The 22,038-nt window shown below is 72.3% G+C and carries 13 protein-coding genes; 8 read left to right on the forward strand and 5 right to left on the reverse strand.

Features of this window, described 5'->3' with window-relative positions; genetic code table 11:
- The first annotated feature begins 114 nt into the window (after window positions 1-114).
- Both HNR67_RS24165 and HNR67_RS24170 read left to right on the forward strand, forming a co-directional pair.
- Window positions 115-3,750: an nSTAND1 domain-containing NTPase gene (locus HNR67_RS24165; RefSeq protein WP_185011808.1), complete on the forward strand. Its 3,636-nt coding sequence runs from the start codon at window positions 115-117 to the stop codon at window positions 3,748-3,750.
- 43 nt (window positions 3,751-3,793) lie between these two features.
- Window positions 3,794-4,465: a hypothetical protein gene (locus HNR67_RS24170; RefSeq protein WP_185004518.1), complete on the forward strand. Its 672-nt coding sequence runs from the start codon at window positions 3,794-3,796 to the stop codon at window positions 4,463-4,465.
- A gap of 84 nt (window positions 4,466-4,549) precedes the next feature.
- On the opposite strand, the gene HNR67_RS24175 is transcribed toward HNR67_RS24170, so the two are convergent.
- The gene (locus HNR67_RS24175) at window positions 4,550-5,380 is read right to left on the reverse strand and encodes an EamA family transporter (RefSeq protein ID WP_185004519.1); all 831 of its coding nucleotides are present in this window, start codon (window positions 5,378-5,380) and stop codon (window positions 4,550-4,552) included.
- Between the two features lie 52 nt (window positions 5,381-5,432).
- Between HNR67_RS24175 and HNR67_RS24180 the strand changes: the two genes are divergently transcribed.
- Complete coding sequence (locus HNR67_RS24180; protein ID WP_185004520.1) at window positions 5,433-5,954, forward strand: TetR/AcrR family transcriptional regulator; 522 nt, start codon at window positions 5,433-5,435, stop codon at window positions 5,952-5,954.
- A gap of 1 nt (window position 5,955) precedes the next feature.
- Here the strand turns inward: HNR67_RS24180 and HNR67_RS24185 are convergent, their stop codons facing one another.
- On the reverse strand, window positions 5,956-6,897 hold the full coding sequence (locus HNR67_RS24185) for a patatin-like phospholipase family protein (RefSeq protein ID WP_185004521.1): 942 nt from the start codon (window positions 6,895-6,897) through the stop codon (window positions 5,956-5,958).
- Between the two features lie 81 nt (window positions 6,898-6,978).
- On the opposite strand from HNR67_RS24185, the gene HNR67_RS24190 reads away from it, so the two are divergent.
- Both HNR67_RS24190 and rho read left to right on the forward strand, forming a co-directional pair.
- Window positions 6,979-7,572 (forward strand): TetR/AcrR family transcriptional regulator, encoded by a 594-nt coding sequence (locus tag HNR67_RS24190; RefSeq protein WP_185004522.1) that lies wholly within the window; start codon window positions 6,979-6,981, stop codon window positions 7,570-7,572.
- 607 nt (window positions 7,573-8,179) lie between these two features.
- Complete coding sequence (gene rho, locus HNR67_RS24195; RefSeq protein ID WP_185004523.1) at window positions 8,180-9,304, forward strand: transcription termination factor Rho; 1,125 nt, start codon at window positions 8,180-8,182, stop codon at window positions 9,302-9,304.
- Between the two features lie 187 nt (window positions 9,305-9,491).
- On the opposite strand, the gene HNR67_RS24200 is transcribed toward rho, so the two are convergent.
- A complete protein-coding gene (locus HNR67_RS24200) occupies window positions 9,492-10,700 on the reverse strand; it encodes a PucR family transcriptional regulator (protein WP_246493474.1) in 1,209 nt (402 codons plus the stop codon).
- A 23-nt stretch (window positions 10,701-10,723) separates the two neighbouring features.
- Window positions 10,724-11,506, reverse strand: a complete 783-nt coding sequence (locus HNR67_RS24205) for a S1 family peptidase (protein WP_185004525.1) — start codon at window positions 11,504-11,506, stop codon at window positions 10,724-10,726.
- A 177-nt stretch (window positions 11,507-11,683) separates the two neighbouring features.
- On the opposite strand from HNR67_RS24205, the gene HNR67_RS24210 reads away from it, so the two are divergent.
- From HNR67_RS24210 to HNR67_RS24220, 3 genes are read left to right on the forward strand one after another with little or no spacing between them, the layout of a single operon-like run.
- Complete coding sequence (locus tag HNR67_RS24210) at window positions 11,684-13,120, forward strand: APC family permease (protein ID WP_246492582.1); 1,437 nt, start codon at window positions 11,684-11,686, stop codon at window positions 13,118-13,120.
- The gene (locus tag HNR67_RS24215) at window positions 13,117-15,048 is read left to right on the forward strand and encodes an N-acyl-D-amino-acid deacylase family protein (RefSeq protein WP_185004526.1); all 1,932 of its coding nucleotides are present in this window, start codon (window positions 13,117-13,119) and stop codon (window positions 15,046-15,048) included. The genes HNR67_RS24210 and HNR67_RS24215 overlap by 4 nt, the downstream gene beginning before the upstream one ends.
- A gap of 37 nt (window positions 15,049-15,085) precedes the next feature.
- Window positions 15,086-16,270 (forward strand): serine hydrolase domain-containing protein, encoded by a 1,185-nt coding sequence (locus HNR67_RS24220; protein WP_185004527.1) that lies wholly within the window; start codon window positions 15,086-15,088, stop codon window positions 16,268-16,270.
- Window positions 16,271-16,314: 44 nt separating this feature from the next.
- Here HNR67_RS24220 and HNR67_RS24225 read toward each other — a convergent pair whose 3' ends face one another.
- A complete protein-coding gene (locus HNR67_RS24225) occupies window positions 16,315-22,035 on the reverse strand; it encodes an RHS repeat-associated core domain-containing protein (RefSeq protein WP_185004528.1) in 5,721 nt (1,906 codons plus the stop codon).
- Window positions 22,036-22,038 lie beyond the last annotated feature (3 nt).

Here is a 22,038-nt window from a genome sequence, read left to right on the forward strand (position 1 = left end):
TCTTTCGGCTGTACGGGGTATGTGCGGTGGGTCTACCGTGACCGCGTTGTTTACCGCCGGGGCGATGATCAGAAACAACGCTCGGCTGCCCCAAAGTGCGATCAGGAGGCCGTCGTGCCACGGGGGGAACGGCCGCTGGACGCGGCGGACAGCGCGCTCGGTCGCTTCGCCGCCGAGCTGCGGGAGCTGCGCGCGGCGGCCGGGTCACCGACCTACCGCGAACTCGCCGCGCGGGTGGACTACTCGGTCGCCGCGCTGTCCAAGGCCGCCGCCGGCCGGGCCCTGCCGAGCCTGGCGGTGACCCTGGCCTATGTGCGCGCCTGTGGCGGCGATGCCGGGCAGTGGCAGGAGCGGTGGCGGCGGGTGTCGGCCGAACTCACCGCCGGTGACGAGCCGGTGGAGACGGGCGCGCCCTATGTCGGGCTCGCGCCGTTCCAGGCCGCGGACGCCGGGCGGTTCTTCGGCCGGGACGCGGTGGTCGGGGAGCTGCTCGGGCTGACCAGCGAGCGCCGGTTCACCGGGGTGTTCGGGGCCTCAGGGGCCGGCAAGTCCTCGGTTCTGCGGGCGGGGCTGCTGGCTCGCACGCAGGGGCCCTCGGTGCTGTTCACCCCTGGTCAGCACCCGATGGCCGAGTTCACGGCACGGGTCGGCGGGGACGATCCGCTGGTCGTGGTGGATCAGTTCGAGGAGGTCTTCACCCTCTGCGAGGACGAGGCCGAGCGGGCCGAGTTCGTCGAGGCACTGGTGGCGGCCGCGGAACAGGGCCGGGCCCGGGTGGTGATCGGGGTCAGGGCCGACTTCTTCGGGCGCTGCGGGCGGTACCCGGAACTGGTGGCGGCGCTGCGTGGCGGGCAGTTGCTCATCGGCGCGATGGGGCCGGAGGAACTGCGGCAGGTGATCACCCGGCCTGCCGCCGACGCGGACTGCATGGTCGAGGCCGCGCTGGTGTCCAGGCTGATCGCGGACGCCGCCGGTCAGCCGGTGGTGCTGCCGCTGGTCTCGCACGCGCTGCTGGAGACCTGGCGGCGGCGCAGCGGGGCCACCCTCACCCTGGCCGGATATGAGGCGGCGGGCGGGATCGAGCACGCCATCGCGCGCACCGCCGAACAGGTCTACACCGGGCTCACCGGGCCGGAACGGGAGATCGCGCGCCGGGTGTTCCTGCGGCTGATCGCCTTCCCGGACGGCGCCGAACCGGCCAAGCGGCGGGTGCGCCGGGACGAGCTGGAGACCGGCGCGGTGCTGGACCGGCTCACCGCGGCCCGGCTGCTGACCGTGGACGCGGACACCGTGGAGTTCAGCCACGAGGCGTTGCTGCGCTGCTGGCCGCGGTTGCGCGAGTGGATCGCCGAGGACCGGGCCGGGCTGCGGGTGCACCGGATGCTCACCGAGGCCGCCCAGGTGTGGGAATCGCACGAGCACGACCCCGGCACGCTCTACCGCGGCAGCCGCCTGGCGGTGGCCGGGGACTTCTCGGCCACGGCCGTGCTCACCGACGTGGAGCAGCGGTTCCTGGCCGCGAGCGTGGCCGCCGAGCAGGCCGAGGCGACCGCAGCCCGGCGGCAGGCCACCCGGTTGCGGCGGCTGGTCGCGTTGCTGTCGGTGCTGCTGATCCTGGCCACCGCGGCTGGCGGGTACGCGGTGCGGGCCGAGCAGGAGGCCACCGAGCAGCGCAACGTGGCCATCGCCCGGCGGGTGCTCACCGGCGCGGACGCGGTGCGCGCGGTCGACCCGGCGCTGTCCGGTCAGCTGGTGCTGGCCGCGCACCGGATCGCGCCGCTGGCCGAGACCAGGGACACCCTGCTCAGCGCCTACGCCGCGCCGCGCTCGGCCCGGCTGTCCGGGCACACCAGCACCGACGTCTACGCCGCCTATGCCCCGGACGGCAGGCGGATGGCCACCGTCAGCGGGGACGCCACCCTGCGGCTGTGGGAGGTCGCCGGGCCGCCCGCGGAGATCAGCCTGACCAGGCTGTCGGAGAAGTTGCTGGCGGTGGCCTTCGCGCCGAACGGTCCGCTGCTGGCCACCGTGGGGGAGTCGAGCATCCGGCTGCTGGATGTCAGCGATCCGCGCAAACCGGCGCAGGTGTGGGCCGAACCCAGTGGCGCGGCGGCCGTGGCCTCGGTGGCCTTCAGCCCCGACGGCGGACTGCTGGCGGTGGCCACCAACCAGAAATCGGTGCGGCTGCTGGACATCCGCGATCCGCGGCGGCCACGCGAGCTGTCCGCCCCGGCCAGTGCCTCGGCCTCGGACTCGGTCCGCTCGACCACGGTCGCCTTCCGCCGGGACGGCCGGGTGCTGGCCGTGGCCTCCGGTGACACGGTGCGGCTGTGGGAGGTGGCCGATCCGGTGCGGCCCCGGCCGCTGGGAGTCCTTTCCGGACACACCGGCCTGATCACCGGGGTGGCCTTCGACCGGGACGGCCGCTGGCTGGCCACCTCCAGCTGGGACAACCGGGTCCGGCTGTGGGCGGTCGGCGACCCGGCCACACCGGTGCCCGGCGCCGTGCTCACCGGCCACCCCAGCGCGGTGTGGTCGATCGCGTTCAGCCCCGACGGGACCACCCTGGCCTCCACCGGCGGCGGCACCATCCTGTGGGACGTCCGCGACCGCGGCGCGCCCACCGCGATCACCACCATCCCCGGCGGCCGCGCCTCGGCGGTGTTCAGCCCCGACGGCTCGACCATCGCGGCCACCGACGCCGACCAGGGCGTGCGCCTGCAGGAACTACGGGCGCTGCCACTGGTCGGCCACCGCGATGTGGTCGCCGCGGTGGCCTTCGCGCCGGGCGGCCGGATGCTGGCCACCGGCAGCTGGGACGGCACCGCCCGGCTGTGGGACCTCGCCGACCCGAGGGAACGGCGTGAACTGGCCACCGTCACCGGCGGTGTCGGCCCGATCCGGTCGGTGCAGTTCAGCCCGGACGGCAAGCTGCTCGCGGTCGGCCAGGAGGACGCGGTGCGGCTGTGGGACCTGGCGGATCCCCGTGCACCCCGGCGCCTGGCGGTGCTGCCCGAATCGGGCGCGGCGGTGGCTTTCTCCCCCGACGGCACCCTGCTCGCCATCGGCGGTCCGGGCGCGTTGAGCCTGTGGGCCATGGACGAGCAGCCGCGCCGGATCGTCCGCCGCCCGTACTTCACCGGGATGGTCTGGACCGTGTTGTTCAGTCCAGACGGCCGGACCCTGGCCACCGGTGGCGATGGCGAGTGGCACACCCGCCTGTGGGACGTGCGCGATCCCGCCAACCCCGTCGTCGTGGAGTTCCCCACCGGCAGGGAGGACATGGTCACCGCCCGCTCCTTCAGCCCCGACGGCCGCCTGCTGGCGACCTGGCACGAACCGGCGAAAGCCGTGCGGCTGCTCGACATCTCCGACCCTGGCCGCCCGCGGGAACTGGCCACGCTGTCCGGCCACACCGGCGTGGTGTGGATGTTCGCGTTCTCCCCGGACGGCAGGCTGCTGGCCACCGCGGGCGCGGACCGGACGATCCGGCTGTGGGACGTGACCAAGCCGCACCGGCCGGAGCAGGTGGGCACGCTGACCGGGCACACCGACCAGGTGGGCGCGGTGGTGTTCAGCCCGGACAGCCGATTGCTGGCCAGCAGCGGCACGGACCGGACGGCGCGGCTGTGGGAGACCGACGTGACCCGCGCGCAGGCCGGGCTGTGCGCGGGCGCCCGGCCGATCAGCCGGGAACAGTGGGCCCGGCACCTGCCCGAACTCGACTACGCCCCGCCCTGCGGGGGCTGACCGGGCGGGGATCGATCCCGGGCACTCGCGGTAGCGTCCGGGCATGCCGAGGTTGTGGTGGCTCAAGGCACTGCTGGTGCTGCTGATCGGGTGGCTGGTGCTGGCCTCGGCGGCCAGGTGGTGGCCGTTCCAGCGACCCACCGGACCGGATCTCGGTGCGCCGCACCAGGTGTGTCCCGCCGCGCCCGCGCCGGGTCAGCCGGTGCCCGCCGCGGTGCCGCACCACCCCGAGGGTCCCGCCTACACCGGACCCGGTCCGCATCCCATCGCCGTGTTCGATCGCGCCAGTGCCGACCGGCAACTGCTGGCCGGCGGTCAGCTCCCGCACCGCCCGGTGGGCGTGGACGAGCTGACCGGGTTCACCCTGCCGCCGCGGTGGCGGCCCACGGCGGAGCGCGGCACCGATGCCCGGCTGGTGGCCTGCGTGTACTACGCCGCACTGGGCACGGACGAACGGATGTGCCGCTACCACGGCAGCGCGATCCTGTTGCACAGCGCCACTTACACGGTGGTCGTGCGCGAGGCGCGGACCGCCCGCGAGGTGGCGACCTTCGACCTGGCCAGCCGGTTCATCAGCACCGAGCGGCGGGAGCCGGAGCAGCTGGGCTGCCCCAGGGTGACCTTGCAATCCACCGGCCGGAACGACGGCACCATGCCGCCGGTGAACGCGGAGTTCCTGGATGCGTTGCGCCCCTTGGCCGAGCAATCCCGCTGAGTCCGGGGCGCAGCCGGTCCCAGGTGGCGGGACTGCTGGCGGCGGCGTGCAGGCAGACGAGGTCGGGCATGGGGATCCTCCGGGTCAGGTCGAGACGAGCAGGACGCCGCCGATGACGGCGGCCAACCCGGCCACGCGCCAGGCGGTCAGGCGTTCGCGCAGTACCAGGACGCCGAGCAGCACGCCGAGCACCACGTTGAGGGTGCGGCCGGTGGCCACCGCGGACACCGGTTCCAGCGTCATCGCCACCAGCACCAGGCCGTAGCTCGCCGGGATCAGCACCGCGATCGGCAGTGCCCGCCGCCAGTGCGCGAGCACCGGGCCGAGGCGTTCCCGGCGGGGCCGGATGACCGCGGTGAGCATCAGGACCTGACCCAGGTTGGCCACCGCCAGGTAGGGCAGTACCTGGGCGCCGAGGGTGGTGATCGCGTAGGCGTCCCACAGGGTGTAGCCGCAGCTGCACACCGCGACCGCCAGGCCCAGCAGGGTGCCGCGGGCCACCCCCGGCCGGGTCCACATCCGGTCCAGGGCCAGCACGCCGCCGAGTACCAGGCCGACGCCGCTCCACACCTGGAGCCCCGGCCAGCCCGCCGCGGGGATGCCGGCCAGGGTGACCAGCACCGGCGGAGTGCCCCGGCTGACCGGGTAGACCACCGAGAACTCCCCGGCCCGGTAGGCCCGTTGCAGGACAACGGCGTAGGCGGTGTGCAGCAGCATGCTCACCAGCGCCGGCCACACCGAGGGCAGCACCGGGCCCCGTGCGATCGCCCAGCCCAGCAGGCCGAGTGCGACCGGCGCGGTGATCACCGAGTACAGCCAGACGAACTCGGGCCCCTGCTGCGCGGAGGACTTGACCAGCAGGTTCCATCCGGCGTGGCACAGCGCGGCCACCGCCAACAACCCCAGAGCTATCACGTAGACAGTGTCTACAAGCTAGAGTAGACGCTGTCTACGAAGGGACTGGCCGATGGTGGCGGACGATCTCCGGGAACAGCTGCTCAACGCGGCCGCCGAACTGCTCGACGAGAGCGGGGCGGAGGCGGTGACCATCCGGGAGACCGCGCGCCGCTGCGGCGTCTCGCACGGGGCGCCACGCAGGCACTTCCCCGCGCGCAACGTACTGCTCGGGCACCTGGCCAAGCGGATCGCCGGGGAACTGGGCGCCGAACTGGACGGCACCGACGAATCGCCGGAGCGGCTCGCCCGCGGCTACCTCGACTTCGCCGTGCGCCGCCCGCACGCCTTCGACCTGCTCTTCCGGCACGACCTCCTCGAAGCCTCCGGCGCCGACCTGCGCTCGACCACCATTCCGCTGGTCCGGCGCTGGTGCGCGGCCTGGCTGACGCGGCATCCAGCGGACAGCGAGGCCGACGCGCTCACCCGCCTGGTCGGCGTGCACGGCATCGCCTCGCTGACCGCGCACCAGGCCCACGCCGCCCTCGGCCTGTCCCCGGCGGCACTGCTGGCGCGGGTGCTGGCCGCGGACTGAGTCAGCGCGGCAGCGGCTCGTCCACGCAGTCGGCCAGCTCGGCCGCGGCGGCCTGGTGACCGGCCTCCACCGCTGCCCGCAGCAGGTGCGGGCGGCGTTCGGTGCGGCCGATCCGGGTGCTGCCCAGCGGCGGGCGGATCTGCAGCGTCGCCGGGTGTTCGGCCAGCAGCCGCTCCTCCTCGGCCCGCATCAGATTGCCGCGCAGCCACGGTTCGAGCGTGCCCGGCGCGTGCCGGGTGAACCAGCGCCTGGCCACCAGGCGCTCCACGAAGGACGGGGGAGTGGCCACCTCGTCCGTACGCCGGGTGCGCAACGCGACCAGGTGCGTGGCGCCCTGGGTGAGCGCGGTGCGCACCGGGACCGTCTCGCTCAGTCCGGCGTCCACATAGGACCGCCCGTCGATCCGCACCGGGTCGCCCGCCAGGATCGGCATCGCGGTCGAGGCGCGCAGCGCGGCCTGCACGCCTGCCTGGTCCCGGAGGTGTTCGTGCAGGTCAACGGCCTGGCCGGTGAGCGCGTCGGTGGCCATCGGGTGGAACTCCACCGGATTGTCCAGGATCTCCTGGAACCCCAGCGGCATGATCTTGGTGTACACGGTGTCCACCAGGAACCCGGTGTCCACCACCGGCTTGCGGCGCAGCGCGTTGCGCAGGTTGATGGTCGAACCCATGACCACCGGGTCCCACCAGGCGTGCATGGTGCGCTCCGCGCGCCCGGACAGTAGCCAGGCGGCGTTGAGCGCACCCGCCGAACTGCCGTAGACGGCGTCGAACAGCGGCAACAGGCCCTGGCGCTCGATCGGGATGGTCATGCCGCTGGAGTAGGCGCCGCGAGAGCTGCCGCCCTCGATCAACAGCACCAGGCGCGCGTCATCGCGCCGCTGTCCAGGGATGCTGCCCTGGCGCCTGCGCTCGCGCAGCAGCTGGGTCACGGAGAGGGTCACCGGTCCTTTGTACCACCGTTCCGTATCGTTGTTCCGTAACGTCTGTCCAGCCTATGTGGACGAAGTGCTAGGGTCGGCGGTGTGCCCAGGGTGAAACAGCGCACCGACGCCCTCCGCGAGCGCGGGCTGGCCAGTGCGCTGGAGGTGCTCGCCGAGCAGGGCGTGGCCGGGCTGACCACGCGCACCGTGGCCAGCAGGGCGAACGCCTCGGTGCCCGCCATCTACGAGGTCTTCGGCGACAAGTCCGGCCTGGTCAGGGAGGTCTTCTTCGAGGGCTTCCGGCTGCTGGCCGCCGAGCTGTCCGCGTTGCCGCCGACCGAGGATCCGCTCAGGGCGTTGCGGCGGCTGGCCGAGGGCTTCCGCCGGTTCGTCAGCGCGCACCCGGTGCTGGCCGAGGTGATGTTCGCCCGGCCGTTCGCCGATTTCGACCCGACCGCGGCCGAGGTCAAGGCCGGGGTCAAGGTCCGCAAGATCTTCGTCCAGCACATCAGGGCCGCCCTGGACGCCGGACTGATCGTGGGCGACCCGGCCGATGTCGCGCTGGTCTACTTCACCATGGTCCAGGGCCTGGCCGCGGCGGAGAGCGCCTTGCGGCTCGGCGGCTCGAAGCAGTCGGTGGACCGGCGCTGGCGGCTGGGCCTCGACGCCCTGCTGCGCGGGCTCGGCCCGGGTTAGTTCGTTCCGCGGGCTCCACGCGCCCGGGGAACGGAGCGCGTGGAGCCGACTGCTGGACTACCGCCGGCCGGTCACCAGGAGATGCGGTGCGAGACCGCCAGGACCTGCTGCGGTTCGCACCGTGCCGGGTGACCCGTGCCCAGTACGGTGCCGGTGACCGCCGCCGTGTCCCAGGCCCGGCTGACCGGGCCGACTGATAGTGCGTTCGTGCTGACCCTCGTTGTGTTCACATTGACCCCTCACGTCCAGAACTCCCCGGTAGGACCCGGACGGCTCAAGGTCTACGCGGGTTGAGGTTGTCTGGTGTCGGCGCTCCCGCCGTACAAACAACCTCCGCACTACCCGGACCTGCGGTAACGCCTAGATCACGGGCCGGGGCGGCGGGGCGGGCCGCGCGGTAACCCACTGGTCGCCCGGCCCGGCCTCTGCTAGCTTGGCGTTGTCTACCGCTTGCGGGTTCCGGACAAATGTCCCCCGAAGCGTGTGTGTGAGATCCCGGAGAAGCACTGCCGGATGTGGCCTGAGCATTGGCCTTCCCCCAGTCCGAACGGGTGTCTCGATCAACCTCAGTGATCAACAGTGATCCATCGAACCGAAAGAAAATCCCATGACCGACCACGCCAACACGGTCACCGGGGTGCTCGACACCTCGGCGAACCGCAGCCACCTCCGCCTCGACGGCTACCTGCCGGGACCCGAGGACGTCGCCGTCCCGGCGGCCCTGGTCGCCGCACACGGCCTGCGCCGCGGCGACCTCGTCACCGGCCTCGCCCAGTCCGCCGGGAACGGCACACCCCGCCTGACCCAGCTGGATACGGTCAACGGACTCAGCCCGTTGCAGAGTGCCCGCCGACCGGCCTTCACCGACCTCACCCCGATCTATCCTCGCGAACGCCTGCGGCTGGAAACCGAACCGCACCTGCTGACCACCAGGGTGATCGACCTGCTCACCCCGATCGGCAAGGGCCAGCGCGCGCTGATCGTGGCCCCGCCCAAGGCGGGCAAGACCACGGTGCTGCGGGCCATCGCGGAGGGGATCAGCCGCAACCACCCGGAGTGCCACCTGATGGCGGTGCTGGTCGGCGAGCGCCCGGAGGAGGTCACCGACTTCAGCCGGGCCATGCCCGGCGAGACCATCGCGGCCAGCTTCGACCAGCCGCCCGCCGAGCACATCCTGCTGGCCGAACTGGCCATCGAACGCGCCAAACGCCTGGTCGAGCAGGGCCGGGACGTGGTGGTGCTGCTGGACTCGCTGACCAGGCTGGGCCGGGCCTACAACCTGGCCGCGCCGCTGTCCGGCCGCATCCTCTCCGGCGGGGTCGACGCCGCCGCGCTCACCCCGCCCAAGCGCTTCCTCGGCGCCGCGCGCAACATCGAGGGCGGCGGCTCGCTGACCATCCTGGCCACCGCACTGGTGGACACCGGCTCACTCGGCGACGCGCTGATCTACGAGGAGTACAAGGGCACCGGCAACGCCGAGTTCACCCTGGACCGCAAGATCGCCGCCCAGCGCCGCTACCCCGCGGTGGACGTCCGCCGCAGCAGCACCCGCAAGGACGAACTGCTGTGCTCGCCAGCCGAACTGGCCGCCACCCACACCCTCCGCCGCGCCCTACTCCACACCGAACCAGCCCACGCCGTGGACAAACTCCTCGACGGCCTACGCGCCACCACCTCCAACGCCGAATTCCTAACCCAACTCCGCCTCACCCAACCCCGCGCAGCAGCCTGAACACCGTGTTGGCCGTTCTCGTACGGTGTGTTGGCCGAACTGGACGGTGTGTTGGCCGTTATGGGCGCTGTGTTGGCCGTTGTGGTCGGTGTGTTGGCCGAGGGGTGTACCAGTTCGGCCAAGACTGTGTACGAGAACGGCCAAGACTGGGTACGAGAACGGCCAACACGATGGGGGGGGGGTTGGTTTAGCGGGGTGGGGGTGGCTGGAGGCGTAGTTGCAGCCAGCAGGAGAGTCGGTCGTCGGGGTGGCCGAACAGGTCGAGGCCGAACAGGTCGTGCGCGCGGCGGAGCCGGTACTTGAGGGTGTTGGGGTGCACGGTCAGGCGGCGCGCGGCCTCGCCGATGTTGCCTGCGGCGTCCAGCCAGGCGGTGACCGAGGCGGTGTAGTGGGTGCGGCGGGTGCGGTCGTGTTCGACCATCGCCTCGATGCCGGGGTGGCGCAGGCCGGGGTGCCGGGCCAGCTCGTCGGACAGGTGCGCGAGCAGTACCCCGGCGTGCACCTCGCCGAGCGCGGCGACCGGCCGTCCGTCAGGGTCGGCGGTGGTGACCCGGAGGATGCCGTCGACCTCGGTGCGCAGCGCGGGCAGGTCGGCCACCTCGGCCGTGGTGCGGCTCTGCGCGCAGCGCACCGGCGCGTCCAGGCCGCGGTCCAGGGCGGCGACCGCCTGTTCGGCCAGGCGGCGGGCGGTGGCCGGCAGGTCGTCGGGCAGCAGCACGTAGACGGTGCGGTTGATGGTGGCGGTGGCCGCCTCGGCGGAGACCGCGGCCCAGTGCCGGGCGGCGGCCGCGGCCAGCCGGCCGTCCACCGTGGGCTCGCCCTCGGGTGGGCGGGCCGGGGCGAAGGCCAGCAGGGTCAGCCGCGGCGGGGCGGGCAGGCCGAGCCGGACCCTGGTGTCGCCGATCGGGCCGTCGCCGGTCAGCGCGCCGCGCAGGGCGTCCTCGCGGACCTGCCGGTCGAACTCGGCCGCGCCGCGGTGGCGCAGCAGGTGGGTGGCGGCCAGCCGGGCGCCGTCGAGCAGCGCGGACTCACCCGTGGCGCCCAGCGGCGTGTGCCCCTCGATGGCCCAGATGGTGCCGAGCGGTCGCTCCCCGTCCCGGATGGCCACCGCCGCGCGGGGGAGTTCGTCGGGGGCCAGCACCGGCAGCCGGACGATCCCCGGCGCGGCCAGGACCTGGCGGTACTGGCTGAGCTGCTCGGGCTGGTCGGGTACCCGGCGGTCCAGGATGCCGCGGCGGCGCAGCTCGTCGATGCGCTGCTCGGGCACCGAGGAGTAGGCCAGCACCCGGTTGTCCAGGTCCTCGATGGACACCGAACCGCCGATGACCGCGGCCATGGCGTCGGCGAGGGCGTACAGCTCCTCGCTGGTGCCGCCGATGCTGGGCGGTTCGGTCATCCGCACCGGCCCAGCATAGGTGCTCAGTTCCGGCGCAGCGTGTCCTTGATCCACCGCAGCGCGCCGTGCACCGACCCGTAGACGCCGTGCTGATCGCGGGTGCCGCGGGAGACCGCGCCGTGCACCGTCCAGATCCCGTTGGCGCGCTTGAGCAGCGGGCCGCCGGAGTCACCGGCGCGGGTGGTCTGCGGCCACTTCCCGGCGCCCGGCAGCGCGGCCATGCACAACTCGCCCGGCGACATCGGCTCGCCGCTCATGCCAAGGCAGCGCGCGGGGTCGAGGAGCCGGCTGTCGAGTTGCCGGAGCTGGATCGGGGGCGGCGGCCACGGGTCGCCCGGGTTCTCCGGCAGTTCGTGGTCGCCCCAGCCGATCGTGCGCACCGCGTCGCCGGGGGACAGCTCGGTGCGGGGCAAGGCCGCCGGGGTCCGCCGGGACGGTGTGTCGAGCTTGAGCAGGGCCAGGTCCGAGTCGGCCACCGGGTCCGGTTCGATCCGCGCGCCATGGCGGATCTCGCCGCCCTGGGTGCGGTTGTCACTGCCCAGCCGGACCCGGATCTTGGCGGGGTCCTTGGGATTCCCGTCGCGGTCGAGCACGCAGTGCTTCGCGGTGACGATCCACTGTGGACGGATGAGGGTGCCGCCGCAGAAGTGCGTGCCGTCGGACTGTTGCAGGGAGGCCATGAACGGGTACACCCCGGTGGCCTGCTTGCCGCCGCTGATGGCCGCCGCGGGGGCAGCCCCCGCCAGCACCATCGCCACGCTGACACCGGTCACCAGGAAGGTCCGGCGTTTCGCCGTGTAGGTCATGCGAGCAGCCGACCAGTCGGCAGGTTTCGGCGATGTTTCCGTGACCGGTTGCGGTCACCGGCGGATGTTGGGCGGTTCCGCCATCTGGGCCGCGCAACTGTAGGCGGTTCCGCCAACGACGGGCCGGGCGCGGGCGGCCAGGATGGCGGGACCTCTCGGCGACGGAAAGAGGTCCACTTGGGAACCGGCGTTCCGCTGCGGCACCAGCTGCTCAGGCGCAAACCAGTGCGGGCCTTCGCGGTCGAGGCCGAGGCGGACAGCGGTGGCCTGCGCCGCAGCATGGGCGTCTTCCAGCTCACCATGATCGGCATCGGCGGCACCATCGGCACCGGCATCTTCTTCGCGCTCAACACCACCGTGCCCAAGGCCGGACCCGCGGTGATCCTCTCCTTCGTGCTCGGCGCGGTCACCGCGGCGCTGACCGCGTTGTGCTACGCCGAACTCGCCTCCGCCGTGCCCGTCGCGGGCTCCTCCTACTCCTACGCCTACGCGACCCTGGGCGAACTGGCCGCGGTCGCGGTGGGCTGGTGCCTGCTGCTGGAGTACGCGGTCTCCGCCGGGGTCATCGCGGTCACCTGGGGCCAGTACCTCAACGACCTGACCCAGCGCCTCTTCGGCGCCCAGCTGCCCGCGGTCATCTCCGCGCCACCCGGCAACGGCGGCTACCTCAACCTGCCCGCGGTGGTCCTGGTCGGACTGTGCTGCCTGCTGCTGGTCAGGGGCGCGCGCGAGTCGGCGGTGGTCAACACGGTGATGGTGCTGCTCAAGCTGGCGATCCTGGTGCTGTTCGTGGTGGTCGGCGCGGCCGGGTTCGACGCCGGGAACCTGGAACCGTTCGCCCCCATGGGTTTCGCCGGTATCGGCGCGGCCGCGGCCACCGTCTTCTACTCCTTCATCGGCCTGGACACGGTGTCCACCGCGGGGGAGGAGGTGCGCAACCCGCGCCGGACCCTGCCGCTGGCCATCCTCTGCGCACTGCTGGTGATCACCGCGGTGTACGTGCTGGTGGCGCTGGTCGGCGTCGGCGCGCAGCCGTGGACGGCCTTCGAGGGCCAGTCCGCCGGACTGTCCGCGATCCTGGCCAAGGTCACCGGGATGGGCTGGCCGGGACCGGTGTTCTCCGCCGGGGTGGTGATCTCGGTGGTCAGCGTGATCCTGATCGTGCTCTACGGCCAGACCCGCATCCTGTACGCGATGGGCCGGGACGGCATCATCCCGCCGGTGTTCTGCCGGATCGAACCCCGCCGCGGCACCCCGGTGACCGGCACCGTGCTGGTCGGCGGCTTCGTCGCGCTGATCGCCGCCGTGGTCCCCCTTGATGCGCTGGCGAACCTGACCAGCATGGGCGCCCTGGTCGCCTTCGCGGTGGTCTCGCTGGGGGTGATCATCCTGCGGCGCCGGGAACCGGATCTGCCACGCGGCTTCCGGGTGCCCGGCTACCCGGTGGTGCCACTGCTGTCGATCGGCTGCTGCGCCTACCTGATCTACCAGCTCCCGCCCGCCACCTACCTGCTCTTCGGCGGCTGGCTGGCACTGGCGCTCGCGGTGTACCTGCTCTACAGCCGCCACCACTCGCGGCTGACTGCTCGCGAAGAAGGGAAGAACGCGCCATGACCGTGCAGTCCCGGCGAGCGGTGGCGGCCGTGCTGGCCACCGGACTCCTGCTGTCCTGGCCCGCCGCGGCCACCGCAGCCCCACCACCCGAACTGGACGCGATCATCCACGGCGGCAAGGTCTTCGACGGCAGCGGCGCACCCGGCCGGATCACCGATGTCGGCATCCGGGACGGCCGGGTGCACCGGATCGGCGACCTCGGCCGGGTCCGCGCTCGCGCCCGCTACGACGCCACCGGCCAGTACGTCACCCCTGGTTTCATCGACGTGCACGCGCACACCGAGACCGGCCCGCCACTGGCAGGCGCGAAAAGCTCGCTCACCCAGGGCGTCACCACCGAACTGATCGGCCCGGACGGCGGCGGCGCGTACGAGATCGACCAGCAGCTCCGGCAACTCGACGCGGAACCCAAGGGCATCAACGTCGCCCCCTACGTCGGCTTCAACACGGTGTGGCAGGCCACCATGGGCGAACGCGACACCCGCCCCACCGCGGCCCAGTCCGCCCAGATGCGCGCCCGCATCGAAAGCGGTATGCGCCAAGGAGGTTGGGGTGTCTCGGGTGGACTGGGCTACCCGCCGGCCTCCTACGCGCGCACCCAGGAGGTCGCCGAGGTGGTGCGCGGCGCCCGGTCCTGGCGGGCGATGTTCACCGACCACATCCGCGACGAAACCAACCAGGTGGTCGAATCCACCGCCGAGGACATCGCGATCGGCAAGGCCGCCGGACTGATGCCGGAGATCACGCACCTGAAGGTGGCCGGTCCGGGCAACTGGGGCAAATCCGCCACCATGCTGCGCCTGCTCCGCGAGGCACGGGACTCCGGCACGCACGCCGGCGGCGACGTCTACCCGTACACCGCCGCCTCGACCGCGCTGGAGTTCTACGTGCCGGGCTGGGCCAAGGACGGTGGCACGGCGGCGATGCTGGCCCGCTTCGCCGACCCGGCGCTACGACCCCGCATCGACGCCGAGACCAGCGCGTTCGTCCGCGACGACGTCGGCACCCCGGACAAGGTGGTGCTGCCCGATCTGGCCAACAAGTCCATCGCCGACCTGATGGCCGAGTACGGCGGGGTCAGCATCGGCGAGGCGATCATGCGGGTGCTCAAGGCGCACAACGGATCCATCCTCGCCGTCATGCACATCGGCTCGGAAACGGACCTGGCCAACTTCATCACCGACCCGTTCGTCGCCTTCTCCTCCGACGGCGGCGTGACCGAGTCCGCGCAAACCCACCCCCGCCACTACGGCAGCTACCCGCGGGTGCTCGGCCGCTACGTCCGCGAGCGCGGCCTGCTGTCCTGGGAAGAGGCCATCCGCAAGATGACCGGCCTGCCCGCGACCATGGTCGGCATGGTCGACCGCGGTTACCTGGCCGAGGGCATGGCCGCCGACGTCACCGTGTTCGACCCGAAGACCATCGCCGACCGGGCCACCTTCGAACAGCCCAGGCAGTACTCGGTGGGCGTGCGCTGGGTCTTCGTCAACGGCAAACTCGCCCTCGCCAACGGCGAACCCACCCACGCCACCGCCGGACAGGCGTTGCGGCGTGCCTCCAGCATGCCGACCCGCCCGCAGAACGTCGGCAAGGACCTTTCGGTGACCACGGCCGGAGTCATGCGGCCACTGGAAGGTGGTGGTCGCACGGTGGTGGCGGCCGCGCTCACCCAGCGCAAGGGCGCCAGGTACGCCTCGGGCGGGGTCCTGGTCGCCGGGCCGAGTGGCGTGCTGCGCTCGGTGCGGCTGGGCAGGCTGCAGACCGCCGACGGGTGGTTCAGCGTGACCGGCGTCGGCAGGCTCGGCACCGGCGCTGAACGCGCGTTCACCCTGACCGTGGACGACCGCGACCCCCTGGCCGGGCCGGGACAACGGCGGGCGACGGTCCGGATCGACGGGCTGCCGACCAGCTACGGCGTGCTGCGATGACGGCCGGGCCGTGCGCCAGCGACCAGGAGGAGCGAGCATGAGGGGCCGGATCCGGCAGTACGTGCTCGTCCTGGTGCTCGGCCTGGCCGGTGTGCTGCCTGCCGCCGCGGTGCCGGGTCCCGAACTCACGAAGAGGATGGACGAACGGATGGACAAGGCACTGGAGCGGGCTGCCGGGAGGTTCGGCGCGGCAGGCGTCCAGGCGGTGGCGATCCGCCGTGGCCAGGTGGTGTGGTCGGGCGTGCGTGGCCTGGCGGTGATCAGCCCGCCGCGCGAGGTCGGCGCGGACACCATGTTCGCCTTCGCCAGCCTCAGCAAGCTGATGCTCACCCCGTTCGCCCTGCACCAGGCCGAGAACGGGGTGCTTGACCTGGACAAGCCGATCTCGGCCTACCTCGGCGACGACCTGCCGGGCGCGCGGGTCGTCACGGTCCGGATGCTGCTCACCCACACCACCGGCTACCCGGACGTCTACGCCGACCCGGCCACCGAACCGCTGTTCCCACCCGGTGACCGGTACGACCCGAACCGCCCCTACACCTTCGAGATGCTGCGACCGGCCATCCGCGAACCGGCCAACCCCGGGGCGAACTTCCACTACTCCAACACCGGCTACCTGGTGCTGGGCCACCTCCTGACCACGATCGCCGGCGGCGACGAGGCATTCCGCCAGGCGTACCGGGACTTCCTGCGGCGGGCGGGCACCCCGCGCGCACCGCTGACCGAACAGCAGGTCACCGCGGAACGCTCCCCGCAGGCCCTGCAACGGTTCGCGCACGGCTACACCCGCCACGACAATGGCTCCCTGACCGACTTCTTCACCGCCCACGGCGCCAGGGGCATCCCCACCGACCTGTACGGCCTGCCCTTCACCGACGGCCTGCTGGCCGGTACCGCCATGGGCGCGGGGCTGGTGCTCGACGCGCTGTTCACCCGCGGCAACCTGCTGCGCCCGGAGACCTTGCGGCACATGGTCACCCCGACCCCGCAGGCACTGCGGAGCCAGGACTTCGAGCGCAGTTACGGCATGGGCACCTACCGGACGAAGACGGCTGGCGGCAGCTGGCAGGGCCACGGCGGCAGCTACGTCGGCTGCACCGCCATGGCGGGCACCGACCGCGACCGCGGCCTCACCATCGCCGTGGTGGTCAACCAGAACTCCGCGCAACGCCCGGCCGAGGTGATCTGGCGGGAACTCGCCGAGGCATCCGGCGGGTACTGACCCCGCGTTGGGGTCAGTACCCGCCGGAGACTGTCCACAGTGGACTAGAACTCGTCCCACTTCTTCCGGTACCCAGGGTTGAGCCCGAGCTGGACGTACCCGCCGCCGAGGCTGACGTCCGCGCCCGTGCCGAACTCGAATTCGAGCGAGGCGCTGCGACCGCCGTCGAGCAGGCTGTGTTCGGCGGCCGCCTTGACCCCGCCGCCCACCCCGGCGATCACCTTCGGGCCGACCTCTCCGCTGAAGTTGAGGCCCGCGTCCACCTTGTCCGCGGCCTGGTCGTTGGCCCGGACGACCACCGTGATGCTGGCGCCACCACCGAACTTCAGGCCGCCCTTGACGTTGCCGCTCACCGTGAAGCCCACCGAGTCCCAGTTGATGCACCCGGTCACGGAGGCGTGCACCAGGACGCCCCCGCCCGCCTCGATGCAGACCGAGCCCGACTCGAAACTGGCCCAGTTGACCCCGTCGAGTTCGAGGATGAACGCCTTGGCCTCCTTGGGGAAGGTCGCGTTCATCTGCTCCCTGATGACCTGCGAGCGTTCCAGATCCCGCCGGTGGCGTTCCCGTGCCGCGTCCGCGTCAACGGAGGTCTTGCAGGTCTTGGCGCCGTCGGCACAGCGGATGCCGTCGCCGTTGCGCCGGACCGGCTGCCGCAGCTTCTCCTGGATCCGCGCCCGTTCGGCCCGGTAGTTGTTGACCCACCTGTTCTGGGCCGCCTTGTACCTGGTCCGGTTGCCGTCGTCCCGCTGGTCGCCGTAGCCCTCCTTGCTGACCTTGTGACCGCAGCCGATGCCGTCCGGGCCGCTGCAGGCCAGGCCGGAGGGGTCGCTGAAGGTGACCGGGTTGTTGTTGGCGTAGGAGTAGCCGTGCATCTGCTGCGGATCGGCCACGTCCATCACCGGGTCGGGGCTGATGAACCGGCCGGTGCCGGGGTCGTACTCGCGGGCCCGCAGGTTGGTCAGCCCGGTCGAGGCGTCCATGGTGCCCCCGACGAAACCGCGTTCCCCCGGCCACGCCCCCTGCTGCTCCCCGCGCGGGCCGCCGTAGGGCAGCTGACGGCGCTGGGACACGGCCAGGGTCTCGGTGTTGACCGCCACCTGGCCGGTGCCCTGGTGATCGCCGGCCAGCCAGGTCATCGTGGCGCCCTTGGCCATGGCCACGATCCTCCCGCCGTGGCTGTAGTAGCGGGTGACGGTCGGCTTGCCACCGGCCGCGGGCAGGAAGACCTCCTGCTTGCCCAGGTACAGCGTGGTGCCACCGGAATCCTTGCGCAGCAGGCGGGTGCCGTCGGCGTCGTAGACGTAGCCGGTCTCGCCGCCGGTGCCGGTCACCTTGGCCAGACGGCCTTCGGCGTCCCACTCCAGGGTCTGGTCGGAGCCGGGGGTGACCCGCCGGGTGAGCTGGCCGATGGCGTCGTAGTCGTAGCTCTCGGTGCCTGCCGGACCGGCCACCGTGCGCAGCGTGTGCGGCTGGGACCCGGTGGGGTAGCGGTATTCCCTGGTGCGCTTGGCTCCTGCCACGTGGTGGGTTTCCTCGACCCGGTTGCCGCCGGGGCCGTGCCGGTAGGAGTGCCGGTACGGCGCGGGGCCGTCAGCCCCTGCGGAGTCGCCGGGCTCGGCCGTGCAACCGCCATCCGTTGTGCCGTCGGGTTCCCGCCACTGCGCGGCCGCCGTGGTCCACGCCTCGGTCAGCCTGCGCAGGTGGTCGTGCCGCAGGCACTGGATGTCGGCGGGCCGTTCCAGGGTCCGGTCGGCCATCGAGGTGATCGTGCCCGCCTTGTCGTAGGTGTAGTGCACGTCCGATCGCATCGGGGCCGCCGTCTCGGTGTCCACAATGGACCGCATCAGGCGCCGGGTGCTGGTGTGGTAGTAGAAGGACTGCCAGGCCCGGCGCGGTTCGGCGCCCTGTTCGAGGCGCTCGACCTCGCCGTAGCGGGTGTACAGCGTGCCGCTGACCAGCTTGACCCCGCCGCCGGTGCGGGTGACCGTGGGCCTGCCGGAGTGGTCGTGGTCGTGGTTGACCGTCTGCGCGCCGAGGTTGTCCGCGTTCGGCACGCCCGGGTAGGTCTCGCCGGTGACGGTGCCGTCGGCGCCGTAGCCGAAGCCCCAGGTGTAGGTGCCCGCGAGCAGTCCGGCGCTGGCGGGCAGCGTCACCGAGGTGTTCAGCACCTTGTTCAGCGCCGTGTAGCCACCGATCCTGCTGGTGTAGCTGTCCGCGCCGAGCAACCTGGTCGCGGTGGCTGGCAGGCCCTTGCCCGCCCCCGCCGTGTCGTAGGTCCAGCGCGCCAGCACCGGCCCGGTGGGCCCGGACTCCCGCAGTTCGGTCTTGCGGCCCAGCTCGTCGTAGCCGCGGAAGGTGCTGCGGCCCAACTGGTTCCTGGTCGAGGTGAGCCTGCCCGCGTCGTCGTATTCCATCGTGGTGAGGCCCGCGTCCGGGTCGGTGGAGCTGGTCCGGCGGCCGCGCAGGTCGTAGCCGAAGCGCCACACCGCCCCGTCCGGTCCGGTCACCTCGGCGAGCTGGCCGCTGGGCGCGTAGGCGTACCTGGTGGCCTCGAAACTCCCGGTCGGCGTTGGCGCGTGGTACTGGCGGCGCTCGGTGGTGCGGCCGTGCGCGTCGGTGAGCACCGTGGTCGCGGTGCCCCCGTTCGGTGGTGTGCTGTGCGTGCGGTCGCCGCCGTAGCCGGTGGTGCTCGACCAGGCATCGTGCGCGCCCTGTTGGTACACCGCGCTGACCGGCCGGCCGAGGCCGTCGAACCTGGTGCGGGTCAGGCCGGGGATCTCGGTGTCGGCGGCGACCCGGAGCACGCCGTCCACCGGGTCGGCGTTGAAGTAGGGCTGGGTTGTCTTGTAAGCGCGGCCGTGCGAGTCGTACCGGGTGTCCACCAGCAGCCGTCCGCCACCGGCCGCGGCCCGCTGGGTCTGCCGTGGCCGCAGCGACCCGTCGAACAGGGCGGTGCTGGTGGTGTGCGCGCCGTTGGGGCCGACCTGGCTGGTGGTCACCACCGAGGGCGCTTCCCGGCGGATCTGGTAGGCGTATTCGGTGCTGCCCCTGGGATTGTCCGAGCGGGGCCGGTTGGCCAGCCAGACCTGGGTGCGGCGGCCGAGTGCGTCGTAGGCCAGTTCGGTGACCCGGCCGTTGGGGTCGACCTCCTTGACCGCCGTCCCGGTGGCCGGTTCCAGGGTGGTCGTGGTGACCAGGCCCTGGGGCAGTGTCTGGGTGGCCGGGCTGGTCGCGGTGACCGCGGTGACCGGGCCGCCCTCGGCCGGGGTGTGCCCGTTGGTGCTCCGCCTGCCCATCGGGTCGGTGGACTCGGTGACCCGGCCGTGCCGGTCGTACTTGGCGGTGCCCGCGGAGGTCCACACCGGACCGGAGGCCGGTCGTTCCCTGGCGACCTCGACGCTGGTCTTGTTGCCGCGGTCGTCGTAGCCGAAGCGGCCCTCGGACAGGGCGTGCTCGGGGAACCTCGGCGTGCTGCCGCACCCGACCGAGACGACCCGTTCGCCCACCGGCAGGTCCAGGTGCCAGGTGGTGGTGTTGGGGGAGTAGGCGGTCGTGGTGCACCGGTCGTCCGCGCCGGTGGCCACATCACCCAGGTCGTCCACCCTGGTCGGGAACAGGCCGGGGGCGACAGGGTGGTCGTAGGAGGTGACGGTCTTGGTCTGCCGGAAGCCGCCTGACGCCAGCGCGGTGAACCGGCGTTCGGTGCCGTTGCGCACGATGTAGGACTGGTGCGGATCCCGGCTCGCGGTCGGGCCGTGCCACACCGGGTGGCTGACCGTGCGTTCCAGCACCGCCGGGTCCGCGCTCTGCCCGTCGGCGTAGGTGGTGGTCTCGAATTCCATGCCCTGCAACCAGTCCCAGTCCACCCGGGAACTCGTGCCGGACTCGCCGAGGGAGTCCGACACCCGGATCTCCTGGCGGCCGCGGTCGCCGTGCATGCCGCGGTGGTAGCGCTGTTCGATCATGGCCACCGGGCTGCCGCCGGGGTCGTCGGTGGCGCCGGTGCGGGTGCGCACCCGGCCGTAGCCGCGGAACTCGTTCCAGGTCCTGGTCTCCTCCTTGGCGAACTCCGAGTTGTCCCAGCGCCAGGCCGCGCCGTCCAGGTACTCGTAGCGGGTCTCGGTCTGGGTGCTGCTGGAGACCAGGTCGGACTGGATCACCGAGGACACCACGTACTTGTGGAACCACTGGGTTTCCACCGCGCCGCTGGGTTTCTTCCACTTCACCGGGTAGCAGCGCATCCGGTTGTCCTCGTGCTTGGCGGGCACGTTGGCCGGGGTGCACTCGGTCGGGGCGTAGTTGACCGAGGTGACGCCGCCGGATTCGGAGATCACCCCGGTGACCCGGTACCGCCAGATCGCGGAGCGGCCGTCGCCCGGCCCGTCCACCCGGTTGGCCAGCTGGGTGCCCTCGAAGGTGACCGGCGGCAGTTCGATCGAACCGTGCACCAGGCCGGTGTGCCTGATCTCCTTGAGCCAGAGCGCGGCGTTCTCCTTGCGCTGGCCGCTGGGGTCGCCGGGTTCGGGGTAGAGCTGGCCCAGCGTCCACCGGTCCACCGGCGTGTAGTCCGTGCCCCGCCGGACCATCGTGGTGATCGCGGTCAGTCGTTTGGTGGTCCAGAACGAGGGCACGTGGTCATCGCATTCCGGTGTGCCGCAACCGAGGTTCAGCGGGGTGTCCGGCCAGTTCCCGGTCTTGTCCTGCCCGCAGGAGGCCGCGGGCAGGCCGGGCACGCAGCGGTCGGCCAGGGTGAACTCGACCCGTCCGGTCGCGGGCGTGGACAGGCCCTCGTGCAGGCCGTAGTCGATGCGTTGCAGGGTGCCGCCGCGGATGTAGTCGACGCCGGCCTTCTTGATGTTCAGGCCGTAGCGGTTGGTCTCCGGCTCGTAGAAGTAGCGGATCGCGTTTCCGTTGCGGTCCACCACCTTGTCCAGGTTCCACCGCCAGGCCTGCACGCAGTGCGAGGTGTCGTAGGTGCCGCGGTTGCAGGGCTCGTCGCGGTCGTCGCCGAAGACCGGCACCGTCCAGGTCGACCTGGAGTCCGGCTGGGAGCCGAACCAGTACTGGGTGCCGTCGGTGGTGGTGATCTTCCAGTGCTCGCCGTCGTTGTCCCCGTTGCGGTGGCCGGGATCCCGGATCCGCTCGACCTTGGCCCCGTCGTCGGACTTGAGGTGCCACCGGGTGTCGCCCTCGCCGCGGATCAGCGTGCCGCCCGAGCCGGGGAAGGAGGCGGTGGCGTTGTCGTTGCGCCAGCACAGGTCCCCGGTCTGGTGGCCGTCGTCCAGGCAGCTGCCGTAGCTGCGTTCGATGAAGCCCGGCCACAGGTCCCAGCCCTCGCCGATCCAGGAGGATTGGTTGTTCGTCACGCTGGAACGACCGTCCACAGAGGAGGAACGGTAGGACAGCGCGAGATCCGGCTCCAGCCCGCCGGGCGCCGGTGGCACCCGCAGCGGGTAGGACCAGCTGAAGTCACCGCTGTGCGCGGCCACCTCCCAGGTCGCCGAGGGGGACAGCGAGGTCGCCGCCGGGGTGCCGGCGTCCGGGGTGTTCGCGATCGGGGACTGGTCGCCGGAGAGCGCCCGGCGGGATGCCTCGTCCGGCCCGCGGGACTGACCCGGTTCGGCCGCCACGGCCGCCGAGTTCGTGCCAGGCAACGGCACCGACGGTCCGGGGGAGGCCGCCGCGGCCGCGGCGACCGGCAGTGCGGGCAGCAGTGCGGCGGTCAGCACGACCAGCACCGCCCGGGACACAACGCGTCTCATCCA

The organism is Crossiella cryophila (genome assembly GCF_014204915.1).
Lineage (GTDB): Bacteria > Actinomycetota > Actinomycetes > Mycobacteriales > Pseudonocardiaceae > Crossiella > Crossiella cryophila.